The sequence below is a fragment of the Mesorhizobium sp. B283B1A genome (assembly GCF_020165735.1).
Classification (GTDB): domain Bacteria; phylum Pseudomonadota; class Alphaproteobacteria; order Rhizobiales; family Rhizobiaceae; genus Mesorhizobium; species Mesorhizobium opportunistum.
In genome coordinates this window covers 123742-143175 of the sequence record NZ_JAIUIQ010000009.1, presented here as the reverse complement: position 1 = coordinate 143175, position 19434 = coordinate 123742, and the positions used below count along the sequence as shown (strand labels likewise).

Here is a 19434-nt window from a genome sequence, read left to right as displayed (position 1 = left end):
CGAAACCAAGGCGATCAGCTCCTGTAGTCGCCGTTGATGGCGACATATTCCTTGGTGAGATCGCAGGTCCACACCGTCGCCTTGCCGCGGCCGATGCCGATATCGGCGCGGATGCGGATGTCGTCGCGCTTCATGTAGGCCGAAGTCTTCTCTTCCGAATAGGCCGCATCGCGTTCGCCCTCATGCGCCAGCCGGTTGTCGCCGAACCAGATCGACAGCCTGTCGCGATCGGCTGGTTCGCCGGCCTTGCCGACGGCCATGACGACGCGGCCCCAATTGGCGTCCTCGCCGGCAACCGCCGTCTTGACCAGCGGCGAATTGGCGATTGACAGCGCGATGCGCTTGGCCGAGCGCGCCGATTTCGCGCCGGTGACGGTGACTTCGACCTGCTTGCGGGCGCCCTCGCCGTCACGCACCACTTGCAGCGCCAGCGACTTCAGCACCTTGCCGAGCGCCCGGCGGAACGCGCCGAGACGGGCATCCCTGGAATCGGTGATTTCAGGTGCGCCGCGTTGGGCGGCCTTGCCGGTGGCAAAGATCAGCAGCGTGTCGCTGGTCGAGGTGTCGCTGTCGACGGTGACCGCGTTGAAGGTCTTGGCGGTGCCGCGCGACAAAAGATCCTGCAGCACCGGAGCCGCGATCGGCGCATCGGTGGCGACGAAGGACAGCATCGTCGCCATATCCGGCGCGATCATGCCGGCGCCCTTGGAAATGCCGTTGATGGTGACATCGGTGTCACCGAGCTTGACGGTCTGCGTCGCCACTTTCGGATAGGTGTCCGTGGTCATGATGGCCTTGGCCGCCTCGGTCCACAGATCCGGCTTGCCGTTGCTGACCAGGCCGGCCAGCAGATGGCTGAATTTCGTGGTGTCGAGCGGTTCGCCGATGACACCGGTCGAAGCCAGGAAAACCTCTCCCGCCGTGCAGCCGGCCGCCTTGGCCGCCGCCTCGCCTGTCAGCGCGGTGGACTCGCGGCCCTTCTTGCCGGTGAAGGCATTGGCGTTGCCGGAATTGACGACCAGCACCCGGGCCTTGCCGGGGCCGAGGTTCTGCCGGCAGAAATCGACCGGCGCCGAGGGGCATTTCGACTTTGTGAACACGCCGGCGACCGTGGTGCCTGCGTCGAAGACCATGGCCAGGAGGTCGGTGCGGTTCTTGTACTTTATCCCCGCTTCGGCGGTGGCGATGCGCACCCCTTCGACAACAGGCATCTTGGGGTACTTCTTCGGCGCGAGCGGCGAAATCGTCGTGGACATGGGGACCTCGGGCGGGAAAATCGCAAGGGGAAGGCCGGTTTGCCCGATACGAAGCCCGTGCGCAAGGGCGTTTTCGCCGCGCCTGCCGGGCGTGAAATCACCACGGGTCAAGCTTGCGTTTCAAATCTGTTGGCATCGCCGCGGGCTGTGGCGCTATCATCGCTTCCCATGGGCAGGCTTGCGATCCTCGCGTGGGCGTTTCTGGGACTTTTGCTGCTGGGCGCCGACGCTGAGCCGCAACGGCGCGTCGCGCTCGTCATCGGCAACGGGACCTATGCCGAAGCCGGCACTCTGGCCAATCCGGTGAACGACGCGCTCGATATCGCTGACAAGCTGCGCTCGATCGGCTTCGAGGTCATCTAAGGCAACGATCTCGGCAAGCGCGAGCTCGAACGCAAGATCGGCGAGTTCTCGGATGCCTTGCAGGGCGCGGGCGCCGGGCTTTTTCTACTATGCCGGCCATGGCCTGCAGGTCGACGGCCGCAATTATGTCGTGCCGGTCGACGCCAGGCTCGACATGCCGGTGAAGCTCCAGCTCGAAGCGGTGCCGATCGACGAAGTCCTCGATATCATGGAACAGCAGACCAAGGTCAGCCTGGTGTTTCTCGATGCCTGCCGCAACAATCCGTTTGCCCGCAGCCTGAGCCGCAGCGCCACAACCCGCTCGGCGACCGCGCTGGCAGGGCTGGCGCAATTCGATTCGACGCGCGGCTCCTTCATCGCCTTCTCGACGGCGCCGGGTGCGGTCGCCATGGACGGCACCGGGCGCAATTCGCCCTTCGCCGCCGCCCTGCTGCGGCACATCGCCGAGCCCGGCCAGAGCATCAACGACATGATGATCGCGGTGCGCCGCGATGTGGTCTCGCAAACGCGCGAGGCCCAGCGGCCATGGGAACAGGGTTCGCTGCTCGAACGCTTCGAGTTCGTGCCGGGCGGCGAGCCGGTGCTGTCGCCCAAGGTGGCGGCGGCGCCCGCGCCAGCCCCGCAGGTCGCTGCACTCGAGCGCTCCGTGGGCGACGACAAAGCCTCGATCGAAAAATTCCTGCGCCAGGACTATCTGGCGCCGGACACCATGGCGATGGCCGACACCGTCCAGCGGCTCTACGGTTCGTCCGCCTCCATTTTCGGCACACGCTACGACGCCGCCGCCATCCTCAAGATGAAGGCCGACTGGTTTGCGCAATGGGCTTCGTGGTCGCTTGGCCTGGAACCCGGCAGCCTGGAGATCACGCCGCATGGGGAGGACCGCGCCGATGCCGCTTTCGCCATGCGCTACGACTATGTGCCGAAGGACATGTCGGCGGCACGGCTGACCGGCAAGGCGCGCGTCACGCTCGGGCTGGTCAAGGCCGAGGACGGGTGGCGCATCGAGTCGGAAACCTCGCAAGCGATGCAATGACCGGCGGGACGACCGCGCTGTCGCCCTGCGGCTTCGTCTGATTCGTCGAAAAACGGCCCGTTTCGTTTCATCGCGTGCTCACCTATGATCGCCGGCGAAACTGTTGGCGAGGACGACGGGAATGGCCGAGGACGCGGATCCGGCACGCAAATCGATTGGCGCCAGGCGCAATCCCGACAGCGCCGAAGCCATTCTGGAAGCCGCCGAAGCCGTGCTGGTCGAGGCCGGCTACGCAGGCTTCTCGATCGAAGCAGTGGCGCGCCGCGCCCGCGCCGGCAAGCCGACCATCTACCGCTGGTGGCCGAGCAAGGCGGCATTGCTGCTCGAAGTCTACCAGCGCCAGAAACGCGTCGACGTGCCCGATACCGGAAAACTGGAGGAGGATCTCGTCGGCTTCCTGGAGAACCTCTTCGCGCATTGGCGCGAGACATCGTCGGGCAGCGTGTTCAGGTCGCTGATCGCCGAGGCGCAGACGGACGAAACCGCGGCGACAGCCCTTGCCGGCTATGCCGGCGGACGCCTCACCCATACCGGGCAGATCATCGAGCGCGCCAAGGCCAGGGGCGAGATCGCCAACGATATCGATCCGGCCGTGGTCGCCGATCTCGTCGCTTCCTATGCCTGGCGGCATCTCCTGACCAACCGGCTCGATGAGCCCGAGGCGACGATACGCAAGGTGGTCCACTATCTCCTGCAAGGCATAGCGGCATCAGGCAGATAGTGGCGGCCAACAAAAAAAGGGCGCGGCAACCCTTGGCTGCCGCGCCCTTTTTGAAAAACGTCGTTCAGGCTTACTTGCCGGCTTCCATCGTATCGACGGCCTGCTTCAGCTTGGCATCGGGGATCTCGACCTTGGCTCCGGCGCGCAGTGACTTGACCAGGGCAAAATACTTGTCCCGGATGACCGCCTGCTTGGCCTGGTCCTTGACGTCGTCGAAGGCCGGCGGCTGCTTGGTGCGCTTGTCCTCGAGCTTGATGACATGCCAGCCGAACTGCGACTGCACCGGCTGTTCGGTGTATTTGCCGACCTCGAGCGCGAAGGCAGCCTTGTCGAATTCCGGCACCATCTGGCCAGGTCCGAACCAGCCGAGGTCGCCGCCGCTGGTCTTGCCCGAGGGATCGCTGGTGTGCTCGTTGGCGAGCTTCTGGAAGTCGCCGCCGCCATCGAGCTGCTTGATGATCGCCTCTGCCTCTTCCTTCGTCTTCACGAGGATGTGACGGGCATGCACCTCGTTGACCGGTGGCGTGCTGGCGATCTCCTGGTCGTAGCGGGCGCGGACTTCGGCATCGGTGACCTTGGCAACGACGCCCTTCTCGACCATCTCGCCATGCAGTGCGCGCTGCTGCAGGAAGGCCATGCGTCGCTGGAAGTCGGGATCCTTGTCGAGACCGTCGGTAACGGCCTTGGCTGCCATGACGCGGATCTCGATGGCCGCCGAAAGTGCCGCGGCGCGGCGCTGTTCGGGCGACAGCTGCGCGAACTGCTGCGACAGCTCGCCTTCGGCAAGCGTGAGGTCGGCTTCGGTCAAGGGCTGGCCGTTGACGGTGGCGACCACGGCATTCGGGTCGACTGGCGCCGCCGCGGGTGCTGGAGCCGCCGCATCGGCCGGCGCGGGAGCAGGAGCGGTCTCCTGCGCCATCAGCGGCGACAGGCTAAGAGCCGACAGCCCGAAAGCCAGACCAAGGCTGGCAAGCGACGCACGGCGGAACAACAAGGACATAAGGATGACTCCGGTGGAGGATTGTAAGGAGGGACGGCTTCCAGATCAGCCAGATTGTGGCGGAATTTGGCGCGACCGGCAGGGCCAGCGCGGCGTTGACATCAGTTGAGCCCCCTCTTATCTGTCCAACGACTTGGCGTCCAGAACCGTTTTCCGGGCGCTTTTTGTGTTTGCCCGCATTCAAGCGGTGCGTTCACGCGGATTTGATGGGGCCGGCCGGCGCCTGTCTCAAGATTGAGAATTCTATCGAAAGGACCATTGGATGGTCAGTCTCGGCGGTCTCGCCCGTAAGGTTTTCGGTTCCTCCAACGACCGTCGGGTCAAATCGACCCGGCCCCGCGTCGAGGCGATCAACGCCATGGAAAACGAGATGCGGGCTCTTTCCGACGCCGAGCTTGCCGGCCGCACGGCAAAGTTCCGCCAGGATATCGCCAATGGCGCCAGCCTTGACGACCTTCTGGTCCCGGCCTTCGCCACCGCCCGCGAGGCGGCGCGCCGCGTGCTCGGCATGCGCCCCTTCGACGTCCAGCTGATCGGCGGCATGGTGCTGCACAATGGCGGCATCGCCGAAATGCGCACCGGCGAAGGCAAGACGCTGGTCGCGACGCTGCCGGTCTACCTCAACGCACTCGCTGGCAATGGCGTCCATGTCGTCACCGTCAACGACTATCTCGCCACCCGCGACTCCGAATGGATGGGCCGGGTCTACAAATTCCTCGGCCTCTCGGTCGGCGTCATCGTCCACGGCCTGTCGGACGAAGAGCGCCGCGTCGCCTACGCGTCCGACGTCACCTACGCCACCAACAACGAACTCGGCTTCGACTATCTGCGCGACAACATGAAATACGAGCGCGCCCAGATGGTGCAGCGCGGTCACAATTACGCGATCGTCGACGAAGTCGATTCGATCCTGGTCGACGAGGCGCGCACGCCGCTGATCATTTCCGGTCCGCTCGAGGACCGTTCGGAAATGTACAACACCATCGACACCTTCATCATCCAGCTGCAGCCGCAGGATTATGAGATCGACGAGAAGCAGAAGACCTCGATCTTCACCGAGGAAGGCACCGAGAAGCTGGAAAACCTGCTGCGCGATGCCGATCTTTTGAAGGGCGAGTCGCTCTACGACGTCGAGAACGTCGCCATCGTCCACCACGTCAACAACGCGCTGAAGGCGCACCGCCTGTTCCAGCGCGACAAGGACTACATCGTGCGCAACGGCGAGATCGTCATCATCGACGAGTTCACCGGCCGCATGATGCCGGGCCGCCGTTATTCGGAAGGCCTGCACCAGGCGCTGGAAGCCAAGGAGCATGTGGCGATCCAGCCGGAGAACCAGACGCTGGCCTCAGTCACCTTCCAGAACTACTTCCGCCTCTACAAGAAGCTTTCCGGCATGACCGGCACGGCGCTGACCGAGGCCGAGGAATTCGGCAACATCTACGGCCTCGAGGTCACCGAAATCCCGACCAACCTGCCGGTCATCCGCATAGACGAGGACGACGAGGTCTACCGGACGGTCGAGGAGAAGTACAAGGCGATCGTCAAGGAGATCCGCGAGGCCAGCGCCAAGGGCCAGCCGACGCTAGTCGGCACGACCTCGATCGAGAAGTCCGAGCAGCTGGCCGAGCGCCTGCGCAAGGAAGGCTTCAAGGACTTCGAGGTGCTGAACGCCCGCCACCACGAGCGCGAGGCGGCCATCGTCGCCCAGGCCGGCAAACCCGGCGCCATCACCATCGCCACCAACATGGCCGGCCGCGGCACCGACATCAAGCTCGGCGGCAATGCCGAGATGCGCATCGCCGAGGAACTGGGCGACATGCCTGAAGGCCCCGAGCGCGAGGCGCGGGAAAAAGAGATCAACGCCGATGTCGAGCGGCTGAAGGAGAAGGCGCTGGCCGCCGGCGGCCTCTACGTGCTGGCCACCGAACGCCATGAATCGCGCCGCATCGACAACCAGCTTCGTGGCCGCTCAGGCCGCCAGGGCGACCCCGGCCGTTCGAAATTCTTCCTGTCGCTGCAGGACGACCTGATGCGCATCTTCGGCTCCGAGCGCATGGACGGCATGCTGCAGAAGCTCGGCCTCAAGGAAGACGAGGCGATCATCCATCCCTGGATCAACAAGGCGCTGGAAAAGGCGCAGAAGAAGGTCGAGGCGCGCAACTTCGACATCCGCAAGAACCTGTTGAAATATGACGACGTCTCCAACGACCAGCGCAAGGTCGTGTTCGAGCAGCGCATCGAACTGATGGACGGCGAAGGCCTGTCGGAGACCATCGGCGAGATGCGCGAGGGCGTCATCGAAGAGATCGTCGCCAAGGCCATCCCCGAAAACGCCTATGCCGAGCAATGGGACGTGGCCGGCCTGAAGGCCGAAGTCGCCGAATTCCTCAATCTCGACCTGCCGATCGAGGACTGGGCCAAGGAAGAGGGCATCGCCGAGGACGACATCCGCGAGCGCATCACGCAGGCCGCCGAGGCCGCCGCCAAGGAACGCGCCGAGCGCTTCGGCCCCGAGGTGATGACCTATGTCGAGCGTTCGGTCGTGCTGCAGACGCTCGACCATCTGTGGCGCGAGCACATCGTCAACCTCGACCATCTGCGCTCCGTCGTCGGCTTCCGTGGCTACGCCCAGCGCGATCCGCTGCAGGAATACAAGAGCGAGGCCTTCGAGCTGTTCCAGGCGATGCTGGGCAATCTGCGCCAGGCCGTCACCGCGCAGCTGATGCGCGTCGAACTGGTCCGCCAGGCCGCCGAAGCGCCGCCTCCGGAAGCCCCCGACATGTTCGGCAGCCATATCGACGGCACCACCGGCGAGAATGATTTCGGCGACGGCGAGACCGCCCTCCTGGTGCGTCAGGAAAGCAACGCCATCGTCGCCCCCGAGGATCGTGACCCGAACAACCAGGCCACCTGGGGCAAGGTCGGCCGCAACGAAGCCTGCCCCTGCGGCTCGGGGAAGAAGTACAAGCATTGTCATGGAGCGTTTGCGTAAGGGCCGCGCTTTCCTTCTCCCCGTTGGACGGGGAGAAGGTGCCCGAAGGGCGGATGAGGGGCGACGCTGATCTCTGCGATTGTCACACGCAGTCCCCGCGAAACCATTTCGTCCGTGGATAGTTTCCCTCGCCCTGCCCACATCACTCCGATTCCGCGAAAGCCAGCGCTGCCCCTTGTATCTGCACAGAGTTGATTTTGTGCGATGGAAGCGACTGAGCCTCGGGCTGGATGGCCGTCCGGCCCGAGGCTTGGCGAAGTCGCCCGTTACCCCTGCGGCTACAACCGTGGATGAGCCTGGGATCTTCGCCTTAGTCACGCACGACCGAATAGTCGCTTGGCTCCAATCGCACGCACAAGGCAGGTTACCGTGAACAAGACCCTCTGTGGAATAGATATTTCGAAAGACTGGCTCGATGCCCGTATCGAGCCGATGGGAGCGGCAAACCGCTTCGCCAACGATGCGGCAGGTATCGCCGATCTGGCCGCGTTTTGTCGGGGCCATGGCGTCGATCTCGTCGTCATGGAAGCCAGTGGCGGCTACGAGCGCCTGGCCTTCCTGCTGTTGTGGGAGATGGGCCAGCCCTGCGGCATGGCCAATGCGAGGAGCGTTCGCTACTTCGCCGAGGCGATGGGGTATCTGGAGAAGACCGACCGGATCGATGCCGCCGTCATCGCCCGTTACGGGCAGGTCAAGCGGTTGCAGCCGACGCCGCCGCCGAGCGTGGCCCAGCAACGGCTCAAGGCGCTGGTCGCCCGGCTCTCCCAGGTCACCGGCGACCTCACCATCCAGAAGCAGCGCCGCAGCGCGGCTCGCGATGCCGAGACCATCATAAGCCTCGACGAGGTCATTGCTCTGCTCAAGCGCCAGAGCCGCCGGCTCGAGGGCGAGATCGCCTCGCTGATCGACGACGATCCCTTGTAGGCATGCCTCGACCAGGCTTTCCGCTCCCTCAAGGGCGTCGCCTCGCGCACCGTGGCCCGCCTGATGGCGGAACTGCCCGAGATCGGCATCCTCTCCAACAAGGCCATCGCCAAGCTCGCGGGCCTGGCGCCGATCGCCAACGACAGCGGCAAGCGCAGTGGCCGCCGGTCGGTGCGCGGCGGCCGCGAAGGCCCCCGCTCCATCCTCTTCCTCGTTGCTCGCACTGTCGCCAGATACGATCCTCATCTCGGCGCGTTCCATCAGAGGTTGCAGGATGCGGGAAAGGAGAAAATGGTCATCCGCATCGCGCTCGCCCGCAAGCTGCTTGTCATCCTCAACGCAAAAGCACGCGACGCGCGCATCGATTTCGCAAATGCAACTTGACACCCCAGATAGTCGCTCATCCGCCTGCCGGCACCTTCTCCCCGTGAACGGGGCGAAGGAACTCACCCAACCGTTTCTTAATGTGTCTCCGCTACACCCAACCCTGAAAAAGAGGCGGAAAACGGAGAAAAATCGGGGTGCGCTTTTCCGCGGCCACGACTGCCGGGCGATTCTTGCCGCAGCGCTTGGCGCTGCGCATGGGACCGTTGCTCGACCGCATCGACGCCGTGCTGTTCACCGCCGACGAGCGCGGCGAAGCCGGCCGCATGTCGGTCATCGCCTTCTCCATCCGCATCGTCAGCGCCGTCATCGCCTTCGTCAGCCAGGTGCTGATGGCGCGCTGGATGGGCTCGTTCGAATACGGCATCTTCGTCCTCGTCTGGGTGACGATGGTCATCGTCGGCAACCTCGCCTGCCTCGGCTTCCACACCTCGGTCATCCGCTTCATCCCCGAATACCGCGAGCGCGGCCTGATGGATGAACTGCGCGGCATCGTCGTCGCTAGCCGCCTGTTCGTGCTGATCGCCTCGACGATCATCGCCGGGCTCGGCGCGCTTGGCGTCTGGCTGGCCGCGCCATGGATCGAGAACTACTACGTGATACCGTTCGTCCTGGGCGTCATCTGCCTGCCGATGATCGCGCTGTCGGACCTGCTGCAAGGGCTGGCGCGGGCCAATTCATGGGCGCTGTTCGCCCTGTCGCCGACCTACCTGATACGCCCCGTGCTGATCCTGCTGTTCATGGCGCTGATGCTTTTCGCCGGCTACGCGCCCGACGCCAAGACAGCGATATTCGCCTCCATCGCCGCCACCTATGTCACCACGCTCGCGCAACTCATCGGCGTCACCCAGCGCATGGAGCGGAAGATCCCCGCTGGACCGATGAAGGTGCATTTCGCGCAATGGTTCGTCGTCTCGCTGCCGATCTTCCTGGTCGAAAGCTTCTTCTTCCTGCTCACCAACGCCGATGTGCTGATGGTCGGCGCCTATATGGATCCCAACGACGTCGCCGTCTATTTCGCCACGGTCAAGACGCTGGCGCTGGTGCATTTCGTCTATTTCGCGGTCAAGGCCGGCGTCGCCCAGCGCTACGCGCAGTTCACCCATGGCGAGCCGGAAAAGCTTGCAGCCTTCGCCCGCGAGACGGTGTCGTGGACCTTCTGGCCGTCGCTTTTGATGGCGCTGCTGGTGCTGGCGCTGGGCGAACCGATGCTGGTGCTGTTCGGCCCCGAATTCACATCGGGCTATCCGCTCTTGTTCCTGCTCGTCTTCGGCGTGGTGGCGCGCGCCGCCGTCGGGCCTTGCGAGAGCTTGCTCACCATGAGCGGCAACCAGAACATCTGTGCCGCCGTCTATGCCATGACATTGGCCTTCAACATCGGCCTCAACGTCGTGCTCATCCCGCTCTTCGGCCTGTGGGGCGCGGCGATGGCGACCGCCTTCGCCATGATCTTCGAGGCCGGCGCGCTGTCTTTCACGGTCTGGCGCAAGCTCGGGATCGTCATGGCGATCTTCGTGCCAGTCAAAGGAGCCGCGTGATGGCCGCAGTCCCCCTGCTCGAGGAAACCAGCGGCGGTACGGCCGGCGCCATGGTATCCGGCCTTGCCGGGCTGGCGCGCGACGCCGACCCTGCCTATATCGAAATCCTCGCCAACAACCGGCCCGAGCGCAAGCTCGCCATCTATCCGGCATCGGCCGGCTTCGACCTGGTCGAGGAACTGGATTATCTCTGCGCCCGCACGATCGAGCCGAACGTCTTCTTCAACCCGCGCTTCCTGGCCCCGGCCATGCCCCGGCTGGAGGATCGCGAGGTACGGCTGGCGGTGATCCGCGACGGTGACGAATACCGCAACCGGCTGCGCCTCCTGGTGCCGTTCTCGGTGGAACGCCCGGTGGTGCCGCTTGGCGTGCCTGTGATGCGCACATGGTCGAGCCCGTTCGGCCCGCTCGGCACGCCGCTGATCGACCGCGACGATCCGGTCGGCGTCGTCGAGGATTTCTTCGCGATGCTGTCGCGCCCGCACCTGAAACTGCCGAAGGTCTTCGTCCTGCCCGACATCAGGCTCGACGGTCCGGTGGCGAGCCTGCTCGGCACTGTGGCCGAGACGCGTGGCCTGACGCTGGTCACCACCGGCCAGACCCAGCGCCCCGCCCTCGAGAGCGAACTCGACGGCGACGACTATTTGAAGGCCTCGCTGCGCGCGCACCACTACCGCGAGTTCCGCCGCCTGAAGCGGCGCCTCGGTGACCTCGGCAAGCTGGAGCATGGGGTGGCGCGCGGTCCCGAAGAGATCCGCCACGCCATCGAAAGCTTCCTGACGCTGGAAGCGTCCGGCTGGAAGGGCCGCGAGCGCACCGCCATGGCGATCGACCGCTTCCGCGCCGCCTTCGCCCGGGAGGCCGTGCATCGGCTCGCCGAACAGGACATGTGCCGCATCCATTCGCTGACGCTCGACGGCCGCACCATCGCCTGCCTGATCGTGTTCGTCGAAGCCGGCGTCGCCTACACCTGGAAGACGGCCTATGACGAGACGTTGGCCGCCTATTCGCCGGGCACGCTGTTGATGATCGAAGTGACGAAGCAGCACCTCGACGATCCCAACATCATGATGACCGATTCCTGCGCGGTGCCCGACCATCCGGTGATGAGCCGGCTGTGGACCGAGCGCAAGCCGATCGGCACGCTTGTGATCGGACTGACGCCCGACGCCGACCGCCTGGCCCGCCAGGCCGCCTCACAGCTGCATCTTTACCGCGAGACCCGCAACATGGCCCGCCTGCTGCGCAACCGCATGAAGAGCCTGCTGCGGCGTCGATGATCCCCCCTTCGCCAAGGCTTTTCCTCCTTCGCCAAGGCTACGGAGGACACGCCGTTTACAAAGCTTGGAATGGCTTGCCACCCGAAGCTCGAAGAGCGAAGGGTGGTGCCCCTAGCCGGGATCGAACCAGCACTCCTTGCGGAACTCGATTTTGAGTCGAGCGCGTCTACCAATTCCGCCATAGGGGCTCAGGCCGGACGGCCTGGATGGGCGCGGACTATACGGTCGGAGGCCTGTTCGTCAACTGGCCAAATCTCGGGATCGCCCGGATGCGACCAAACTGCGCCTTTCGATTTCGTGGCGGTGCTGCCATTGTGCAGCGCGGAAAATCTTTCTAGACAGGCGGCGTGTCAAAGCGATGTCCATCTGAACACGGGTGGATGCCCTGCGCTTTGGGTCCTTGTTCTGTCCCGAAACCGATACATAGCTTGCGGGCGACATGCATTAGGAGTGCCTATGCTTCGTGGACTGTACGACTGGACCTTGTCCCTGGCTTCCCGCAAATCCGCCGAATGGTGGCTGGCCTTCATCGCCTTCGTCGAAAGTTCTGTATTCTTCATCCCGGCGGACGTACTGTTCCTGCCCATGGCGTTGGCGCGGCCAGAACGCGCCTATCGCTACGCGCTGACCGCCACTGCCGCGTCCGTGCTGGGCGGTATTGCCGGCTGGCTGATCGGCTACTATGCCTACGACACGATAGCACGGCCGATCCTGGAGCACTTCGGCGGCATTGCCACGTTCGAGAAGTGGCAGTCGTCCGGCACCGGGCTGATGCTGGTGCTGCTCGTCACGTCCGGCGTTGCGCACCTGCCGCCGATCAAGGTGGTCACTATTCTCGCCGGGGCGCTTCACATCAATCTTGTGGTCTTCATCGTCTCGGCGATCTTGGCGCGAGGCGCTCGTTTCCTGCTGCTTGCCTGGCTGCTGCGCCGCTATGGCGAGCCGATCAGGGAGTTCATCGAGAAGCGCCTGGGATTGATCGTCGGCGCCGGCGCGGCTGCCCTGATTTTGCTCTATATATTGGTCAAATACGCGTTCTGATCCATGTCGCCCAAAACTGTGTAGCGGCTTTGGGACAATGACACGGACAAGGAAATAGCCGGACGAATTCAGCGGACGAAAGACCCAATGACAGCCATCATGAATGCCGATACCGGACGCCAGCGGACGCGAACCGCCCTGTTTCTCGCCGTCGCCATGGCCGCCACCGTCGGCTCGGCGCTCGCCTTCCAGTACATCGGCGGCTACATCCCCTGCCATCTCTGCCTGGAGCAGCGCACCCCCTACTATATCGGCGTGCCGTTGATGGTGTTGGCGGTGATTGCATCGATGCTGCGCGCACCCGCATGGCTGACGCGCGGCCTGCTGGGCATCGGCGGCCTGCTGATGCTCTACGGCCTCTATCTCGGCGTCTACCACTCCGGCGTCGAATGGCAGTGGTGGGCGGGCCCGACCGATTGCACGGCGGGCGCCGGGCCGGTCGACACCGGTGGCAAGGGCGTGCTCGACGCGCTCGACAAATTCGTGCCGCCCTCCTGCGACAAGGCCGCGCTGCGCATCCTGGGCCTGTCGCTGGCCGGCTGGAACGCCATCGCCAGCCTTGTCCTCGCAGCCGTCGCCTTCCGCGGCGCACTTTCCCGCGACTGAGCCTATTCGCGTGAGTGGCGCGACGCAGAGTTAGAGCGAAGATTCAGCAGGCTGAATTGCATGGCTCGGCTTTCGACGTCCGAGCAGGTCGACCCCCACTCCGTCGCTGCTTCGCAGCGCCACCTCTCCCCCGATCGACGGGGTAGAGGAAGGGCGCGAGCTTTTGTGCCGGGAGGCTCCCTTCCTCTCCCTCCGGAGGGGGGGAGAGGTGGCGCTGCGAAGCGACGGAGTGGGGAAGCCGGTCCTTAAACGCGAAGGCGCTGATAAGCGAGACGGCCAGCCTCCCGAATTCTCGAACGATCTCAGGGTTCCAGTTCGACGTCCCAGTAGAGATAATCCATCCAGCTTTCATGCAGATGGTTGGGCGGGAACAGGCGGCCGTTGTTGTGCAGATCGTGCACCGTCGGCTGGTAGGGCTTCTGCAGCGGCCACATCTTGGCATGCGCCGGCATCATGCCGCCTTTCCTCAAATTGCAGGGCGAACAGGCGGCGACCACATTCTCCCATGTCGTCGCCCCGCCGCGATGGCGCGGGATGACGTGGTCGAAGGTCAGGTCGTCGGGCGTGCCGCAATATTGGCATTGGAAGCGGTCGCGCAGGAAGACGTTGAAGCGCGTGAACGCCGGATGCCTGGACGGCTTCACATAGGCCTTCAGGCTGACCACGCTCGGCAGCTTCATCGAGAAGGTCGGCGACGACACCGCGTGCTCATATTCGGCGACGATGTTCACCCGGTCGAGGAACACCGCCTTGATGGCGTCCTGCCAGGACCAGAGCGACAACGGGTAATAGCTGAGCGGACGGTAATCCGCATTCAGCACCAGTGCTGGAAGCCTATCCGGAGATACGGCAACCGTCACGTGTTTACCTCCTTGGTTCTAGACCCGAACGGCGGGGATACTGTAAGCCTGACATGACAGGGATGTGAAGCGGATTGTCGCGTCGCCGAAGCGTCAAAAACGCATGATTTTTATGCTTTTTTGCAGATTCAGGCCGGCGGCGCGGCGTCCCGCCCCCTGGTTTCGCGATAATAGGACCAGAAAAGCCGCGATGCGACACCTCGCCACGGGCTCCATGATTCGGCCAATGCGATCAGTGCTTTCTCGGGTGGACGCGGGTCGATGCCGAGCGCATGACCGACCGCCGTTTGCAGCGCGACGTCACGCGCGGGGAAGATATCGGGGTGGCCCGCGGCAAACAACAGATAGACTTCCGCCGTCCAGGGACCAATGCCGGGCACCGCCGTCATCGCCGTGATGGCCTCGACAGCGTCGAGCGAACAGAGGTGATGGAGGTCGAGGCCATCGGCCACGGCCTGGGCAACCGCGATCAGGCCGCGCTGCTTAGGCCGTGACAGGCCGGCCTCGCGAAACATGTCCTCGCCGGCGGCCAAGATCGCCTGTGGCGTCAGCGGGTCGACAAGCCTGGTCAGCCGGCCGAAGATCGCGTCTGCACTGGCGCGCGACACCTGCTGCGAGACGATGATCGAGGCCAGGCTCCTGAATCCAGGCTTGGAAAGCCTGAGCGGCACCTCGCCCGCCATGCCGCGCACCTTGTACAGGCGCGGGTCGATCGCGCAAAGCGCATCGAGCCCGCGGGCGATGTCGTCGAGTGTGGCGATGCGTTGCATGGTATCCTTGTCCGCGAATGTGCCGCAAGGTAGCAACTGCCAAAACCGCCGCACAACCCGATTGCCGCTTGAGACATGACGCTCCTGACATTCCGCTTCGCGCCCAGCCCCAATGGCGAACTGCACCTTGGTCATGCGTATTCGGCGCTGCTCAACCAGAAGCTGGCAAAGGCGAATGACGGTCGCCTGCTGCTGCGCATAGAGGATATCGACACGACACGCTGCACGCCGCAATTCGAGGCGGGCGTGCTGGCCGATCTAAAATGGCTGGGTCTTGGCTGGGAGGAGCCGGTGCGCCGCCAGTCCGGGCATTTTGCCGAGTACGGGACGGTGCTCGATCGGCTGATAAGCGAGGAACTCGTCTATCCGGCTTTCATGAGCCGTGGCGAGATCCGCGCCTTCATCACCGACAGCGAAAAGCGCGGGCGCGACTGGCCGCGCGACCCTGACGGCGTGCCGCTCTACCCCCCGGCCGACAAGGCGCTGCCGGCCAGGGAACGCAAGCGGCGGATCGCCGAAAATGCGCCCTTCGCCTGGCGGCTGGATGTCGACGCGGCCATGGCGCGTGTCGGCAGGGATCTCGCATGGACCGAATTCACCGACGAGACGCTGTCGGCGACGCGCGCGGTCGCCGCCCGCCCGCGGGACTGGGGCGATGTGATCGTGGCGCGCCGCGACATTCCGACGAGCTACCATCTTGCCGTCGTCATGGACGATGCCCTGCAAGGCGTCAGCCATGTCGTGCGCGGCCAGGACCTGTTTTCCGCGACAGGCGTGCAGCGCCTGCTCCAGGAGCTTCTTGGGCTACCGCAGCCCACCTATTTCCACCACCGGCTCATCCTCGGGCCGGATGGGCGAAAACTGTCGAAGAGCCTCGGCGACACTGGCCTTGCCAAGCTGCGCGATGCCGGCGCATCACCTGATGATATCAGGCGAATGGTGGGGCTTTGACCTCTGGCTGGTCCGAAAAATCGCACCACCGGTTGAATTCCCGTGATGCATGGATCAATCGTTTCGTTTTGCGCGCCGGCTTGAACGGGACTAGAGCAGCGCCACGGTCAATTCTCACCAGCGTGGCGGTCTCCGGAAAAATGCACAGCATCAAGCGGTTCATCCCTGCCACCTTCGTCGTTTTGTGGGCGACCGGCTTCATCGGCGCCCGCTACGCCATGCCATGGGCGGAACCGTTCACCTTCCTTGCCGCACGGTTCGTGATAGCCGCGATCCTGCTGGCCGTCCTGACGCTCGTACTGGGCTCGAAACGAGCCACCGGCAAGCAGGCATTGCACGCCACCGGCGCCGGCGTGCTGATGCATGGCGTCTATCTCGGCGCCGTCTTCTGGGCCATCCACAGGGGCATGCCGGCCGGCTTTTCAGCCTTGATCGTCGGCCTGCAGCCGCTGATCACGGCCGTGCTTGCCGGCAAGTTCCTCGGCGAGGCCATCCTGCCGCGCCACTGGCTTGGCCTTGGCATCGGCCTGATCGGCATCGTCATCGTGCTGTGGCCCAAGCTCGGCGCGCTCGGCGGCGGGGTGACGGCGGCGACATTGATCGCCTCGCTGGTCTCGGTGCTCGGCATGAGCGCCGGCACCATCTGGCAGAAGCGCTTCGCTTCCGGCGGCGACCTCGTCGCGGCGACCATGTGGCAATATGTCGGCGGCGCCTGCCTGATGACCCTGGCCGCGCTCGCTTTCGAAACCCACACCGTCATCATCAACGGCGAACTGATCTTCGCCATGGCCTGGCTGGTGCTGGTGCTGTCGCTCGGCGCCATTTTCCTGCTGATGGTGATGATCCGCGACGGAGAGATGTCGAAAGTCGCCTCGCTGTTCTACCTGGTGCCGGCGGTGACGGCGATCATCGCCTGGGCACTCTTCGACGAGCAGCTCAACACCCTGCAGATCGTCGGCATGGCGATCACGACCTTCGGCGTCGGCCTGGCAACGGCTCGGCAGGCGAAGGGAAGAACTGTGGAATTCAGGAATTGAGGAAGAAGCATACAGCGCCAGATATGGCCCGCTTTTTCTTCAATTCTCCAATTCTTAAATTCCTCAGTTCCTCAGCCGTCATCCCACCCGCGCACGTGCCTCCAGATAGCGGCTGATCGCGGCATTGAGCTCGCCGCCGAGGATGAAGATCGCCGAGACGATGTAGAGGAAAACCACCGCGATCATGATCGAGGCGAGACCAGCATAGGTCGTCACATAGGACGAGAAATGATCCAGATAGGTGGCAAAGATCGTCGAGCCGATCAGCCATGCCGCAAGTGTGAAGACGATGCCGGGCACCAGCGAGACGAAACGGCGCTGGCCGGCCGGCAGCCAGTAGTGGACGGCAAACAAGCCGCCGATGATGACGGCTGAGGCGATGACGTAGCGCCACAGCGTGATCGTGCCGGTATAGGGCTTGATCCACTCGAAATGGGCTTCCGCCAGCCGCGCCAGCAGCGGTGCGAACACCAGGAGCACGCTGATCGCTAGGAATCCGGCGGTGGCGATCAGCACGAAGAAGATGCTCTGCACCCGGCGATAGATGATGCCGCGCGTCTCCGTGACGCGGTAAGCCCGGTTGAGCGACGTGCGCAGCGCCTCGATGCCGTTCGAGGCGAAATAGGCCGCCAGCAGCACGCCGTAGGTCAACAGGTCGGTGCGCCTGACGGTCAGCACGTTCAGCACCTCATGCGCGATCGGCTTGGCGATCTGATCCGGCCAGGTGTCGAAGACCAGATGCACGGCCGTGTCGGCAAAGGCCTGGGCGCCGAGGAAGCTGCCCAGCGTGGTGGCGAAGATCAGGAACGGAAACAGCGCCATCAGCGAGGTGATCGCCAGATGGCTGGCCATCGCCCAGCCGTCATCGGTGTTGAAATGGCCGATCGCGTCGTAGAGCACGCGGCGCAGGGCGACAATATTCCGCAGCAAGAACGCGCGCTCCCTTCGATTGTCTCGACGCCGCGAATATGGGAAGTGAATGCGGCAAATGGCAACCCTTCGTCAAACCACGAATTCGCCCGCAACAGAGTTGCGCACCATCATCGTCACCGGTGCGTCCTCCGGCATAGGCGCTTATTGCGCACGCGCATTGAAGACCGAGGGCTGGCGGGTGTTCGCGACGGCACGAAAACCCGAAGACATCGCCGCTCTCGAAACCGACGGCATCGAGGCCTTCCATCTCGACTACAGCGAACCGGACTCGATCGCCGCCCTGGTGACTTCAGTGCTCGAACGCTCCGGCGGAAGGCTGGACGCGCTGTTCAACAACGGCGCCTACGCGCAGGCCGGCGCCGTCGAGGATCTGTCGGTGGCGGCCCTCAAGCAGCAGTTCGAGGTCAATTTCTTCGGCTGGCATGATCTGACCCGCCGTCTGGTACCGGTGATGCGCCGCCAGGGCCACGGCCGCATCGTCCATTGCTCGTCGATCCTTGGCCTGGTGCCGGTGCGCTTTCGCGGCGCCTATTCGGCATCGAAGCATGCGCTCGAGGCCCTGATGCTCTGCCAGCGCCAGGAACTGGAAGGCAGCGGCGTCCATGTTTCGCTGATCGAGCCGGGGCCGGTGAAATCGAAGATCGCCAGCAACGGCCTGCCCTGGTTCCTGAAAAACATCGACCTCGAGAATTCCGTGCATCGCGTGGACTACGCGGCACAGTTGGAGCGGCTGCGCGCCGGCGGCAGCCAGTCGGCGCTGAAACCCGGGCCGGAAGTGGTCTACAAGGTTCTACGCCATGCACTTCTGTCGCGGCGCCCGCGCCCGCACTATGTGGTAACAGTGCCGGCCAGGATCGGCGCGGCGCTCAAGCGCTTGCTGCCGGCATCGATGCTCTACCGCCTGATGGCCAAACGCGCCTAACCCGAAACAACTGGAACGCAATATGGCAACCGTCTTCAACATCCTCGCCATTCTGGTCATGGTCGCCGTGGCAATCGTGCTGGTTCGCGGCCTCATCAACATGATGCGCGGCGGTTCCGGCGTCACGTCGAACAAGCTGATGCAGGCGCGCGTCATGCTGCAGGCCGTGGCGCTGTTGCTGATCCTGCTGGCGGTGTATTTCACCCGCAAATGACGTCGTTCGGGAGGCGATGTGGTCAAGCTCAACAAGATCTACACCCGCACCGGCGATGACGGCACAACGGGCCTCGGCACCGGCGAAAGGCGGCTGAAATCCGATCTGCGGGTGGATGCCTACGGCACGGTCGACGAAGCCAATGCCTGCATTGGCATGGCGCGCGTGCACACGGCGCGGACCCACCCGGCGATCGATGCCATGCTTTCGCGCATCCAGAATGACTTCTTCGACCTCGGCGCCGACCTTGCGGTGCCCGACGACGGCAAGCCGCTCGGCTATGAGCCCTTGCGGATCACCGCCGCACAGACCGACCGTGTCGAGAAGGATATCGACCTCCTCAACAAGGACCTACAGCCGCTCAAATCCTTCGTGCTGAACGGCGGCACGCCGGCGGCGGCGGCCCTGCATCTCGCCCGCACGGTGGCGCGGCGGGCCGAGCGGCTGATGGTGGCGCTCGCCCAGGATCCGGCGGAACACGTCAATGGCGACGGGCTGAAATACATCAATCGCGTCTCGGATTTCCTGTTTGTCGCCGCCCGCGCGGTCAATGACAACGGAAATGCCGACGTGCTATGGGTTCCCGGCAAGAACCGCTGAACG

General features: G+C 64.3%; 18 protein-coding genes, 1 tRNA gene and 1 pseudogene. 14 read left to right on the top strand and 6 right to left on the bottom strand.

From position 1 onward, the window contains the following. Positions 1 to 14: 14 nt before the first annotated feature. On the bottom strand, positions 15 to 1256 hold the full coding sequence (gene argJ, locus LB577_RS10115) for a bifunctional glutamate N-acetyltransferase/amino-acid acetyltransferase ArgJ (RefSeq protein ID WP_224686602.1): 1242 nt from the start codon (positions 1254 to 1256) through the stop codon (positions 15 to 17). A 39-nt stretch (positions 1257 to 1295) separates the two neighbouring features. Here argJ and LB577_RS10110 point away from each other — a divergent pair, with 39 nt between their 5' ends. From LB577_RS10110 to LB577_RS10100, 3 genes are all read left to right on the top strand, one after another. Then, positions 1296 to 1619, top strand: a complete 324-nt coding sequence (locus LB577_RS10110; RefSeq protein WP_224686601.1) for a caspase family protein — start codon at positions 1296 to 1298, stop codon at positions 1617 to 1619. Between the two features lie 52 nt (positions 1620 to 1671). Then, positions 1672 to 2655 carry a caspase domain-containing protein gene (locus LB577_RS10105; protein ID WP_224686600.1) on the top strand — a complete coding sequence of 328 codons (984 nt, stop codon included), beginning with the start codon at positions 1672 to 1674 and terminating at the stop codon, positions 2653 to 2655. A 121-nt stretch (positions 2656 to 2776) separates the two neighbouring features. Then, positions 2777 to 3376 carry a TetR/AcrR family transcriptional regulator gene (locus tag LB577_RS10100; protein WP_224686599.1) on the top strand — a complete coding sequence of 200 codons (600 nt, stop codon included), beginning with the start codon at positions 2777 to 2779 and terminating at the stop codon, positions 3374 to 3376. Between the two features lie 70 nt (positions 3377 to 3446). On the opposite strand, the gene LB577_RS10095 is transcribed toward LB577_RS10100, so the two are convergent. Then, positions 3447 to 4376 carry a peptidylprolyl isomerase gene (locus LB577_RS10095; protein WP_224686598.1) on the bottom strand — a complete coding sequence of 310 codons (930 nt, stop codon included), beginning with the start codon at positions 4374 to 4376 and terminating at the stop codon, positions 3447 to 3449. Positions 4377 to 4638: 262 nt separating this feature from the next. Here LB577_RS10095 and secA point away from each other — a divergent pair, with 262 nt between their 5' ends. The 4 genes and pseudogenes from secA to LB577_RS10075 all read left to right on the top strand — a co-directional run bounded on the left by secA (position 4639) and on the right by LB577_RS10075 (position 11497). Beyond that, a complete protein-coding gene (gene secA / locus LB577_RS10090) occupies positions 4639 to 7371 on the top strand; it encodes a preprotein translocase subunit SecA (RefSeq protein ID WP_224686597.1) in 2733 nt (910 codons plus the stop codon). A 369-nt stretch (positions 7372 to 7740) separates the two neighbouring features. Beyond that, positions 7741 to 8679: pseudogene (locus LB577_RS10085) on the top strand (IS110 family transposase). Between the two features lie 137 nt (positions 8680 to 8816). Continuing rightward, entirely contained in the window at positions 8817 to 10217 is a 1401-nt protein-coding gene (locus LB577_RS10080; protein ID WP_013892849.1) for a lipopolysaccharide biosynthesis protein, read from the top strand. Further along, positions 10217 to 11497, top strand: a complete 1281-nt coding sequence (locus tag LB577_RS10075; RefSeq protein ID WP_224686596.1) for a GNAT family N-acetyltransferase — start codon at positions 10217 to 10219, stop codon at positions 11495 to 11497. Before LB577_RS10080 ends, LB577_RS10075 begins: the two co-directional genes overlap by 1 nt. A gap of 103 nt (positions 11498 to 11600) precedes the next feature. Here the strand turns inward: LB577_RS10075 and LB577_RS10070 are convergent. Continuing rightward, positions 11601 to 11685: transfer RNA gene (locus LB577_RS10070), tRNA-Leu, on the bottom strand. Positions 11686 to 11953: 268 nt separating this feature from the next. Between LB577_RS10070 and LB577_RS10065 the strand changes: the two genes are divergently transcribed. Together LB577_RS10065 and LB577_RS10060 are read left to right on the top strand one after the other, a co-directional pair. After that, a complete protein-coding gene (locus LB577_RS10065; protein WP_224686595.1) occupies positions 11954 to 12538 on the top strand; it encodes a YqaA family protein in 585 nt (194 codons plus the stop codon). Positions 12539 to 12625: 87 nt separating this feature from the next. Further along, positions 12626 to 13144 carry a disulfide bond formation protein B gene (locus LB577_RS10060; protein ID WP_013892846.1) on the top strand — a complete coding sequence of 173 codons (519 nt, stop codon included), beginning with the start codon at positions 12626 to 12628 and terminating at the stop codon, positions 13142 to 13144. A gap of 302 nt (positions 13145 to 13446) precedes the next feature. On the opposite strand, the gene LB577_RS10055 is transcribed toward LB577_RS10060, so the two are convergent. Together LB577_RS10055 and LB577_RS10050 are read right to left on the bottom strand one after the other, a co-directional pair. Continuing rightward, positions 13447 to 14004, bottom strand: coding sequence for an HNH endonuclease (locus tag LB577_RS10055; protein WP_224686594.1), 558 nt, complete (start codon positions 14002 to 14004; stop codon positions 13447 to 13449). A 128-nt stretch (positions 14005 to 14132) separates the two neighbouring features. Further along, positions 14133 to 14774 (bottom strand): DNA-3-methyladenine glycosylase family protein, encoded by a 642-nt coding sequence (locus LB577_RS10050; protein WP_224686593.1) that lies wholly within the window; start codon positions 14772 to 14774, stop codon positions 14133 to 14135. A gap of 75 nt (positions 14775 to 14849) precedes the next feature. Here LB577_RS10050 and gluQRS point away from each other — a divergent pair, with 75 nt between their 5' ends. Together gluQRS and LB577_RS10040 are read left to right on the top strand one after the other, a co-directional pair. After that, positions 14850 to 15725, top strand: a complete 876-nt coding sequence (gene gluQRS, locus LB577_RS10045; RefSeq protein WP_224686592.1) for a tRNA glutamyl-Q(34) synthetase GluQRS — start codon at positions 14850 to 14852, stop codon at positions 15723 to 15725. Positions 15726 to 15865: 140 nt separating this feature from the next. Beyond that, positions 15866 to 16762: a DMT family transporter gene (locus LB577_RS10040; RefSeq protein WP_224686591.1), complete on the top strand. Its 897-nt coding sequence runs from the start codon at positions 15866 to 15868 to the stop codon at positions 16760 to 16762. Positions 16763 to 16840: 78 nt separating this feature from the next. Here the strand turns inward: LB577_RS10040 and LB577_RS10035 are convergent, their stop codons facing one another. Next, positions 16841 to 17692, bottom strand: a complete 852-nt coding sequence (locus LB577_RS10035) for a YihY/virulence factor BrkB family protein (RefSeq protein WP_224686590.1) — start codon at positions 17690 to 17692, stop codon at positions 16841 to 16843. Between the two features lie 58 nt (positions 17693 to 17750). Here LB577_RS10035 and LB577_RS10030 point away from each other — a divergent pair, with 58 nt between their 5' ends. From LB577_RS10030 to LB577_RS10020, 3 genes are read left to right on the top strand one after another with little or no spacing between them, the layout of a single operon-like run. After that, the gene (locus LB577_RS10030) at positions 17751 to 18617 is read left to right on the top strand and encodes an SDR family oxidoreductase (protein WP_224686589.1); all 867 of its coding nucleotides are present in this window, start codon (positions 17751 to 17753) and stop codon (positions 18615 to 18617) included. Positions 18618 to 18639: 22 nt separating this feature from the next. Then, the gene (locus LB577_RS10025; RefSeq protein WP_013892839.1) at positions 18640 to 18831 is read left to right on the top strand and encodes a twin transmembrane helix small protein; all 192 of its coding nucleotides are present in this window, start codon (positions 18640 to 18642) and stop codon (positions 18829 to 18831) included. Between the two features lie 18 nt (positions 18832 to 18849). Next, positions 18850 to 19431, top strand: coding sequence for a cob(I)yrinic acid a,c-diamide adenosyltransferase (locus LB577_RS10020; protein WP_013892838.1), 582 nt, complete (start codon positions 18850 to 18852; stop codon positions 19429 to 19431). The last annotated feature ends 3 nt before the right edge of the window (positions 19432 to 19434 follow it).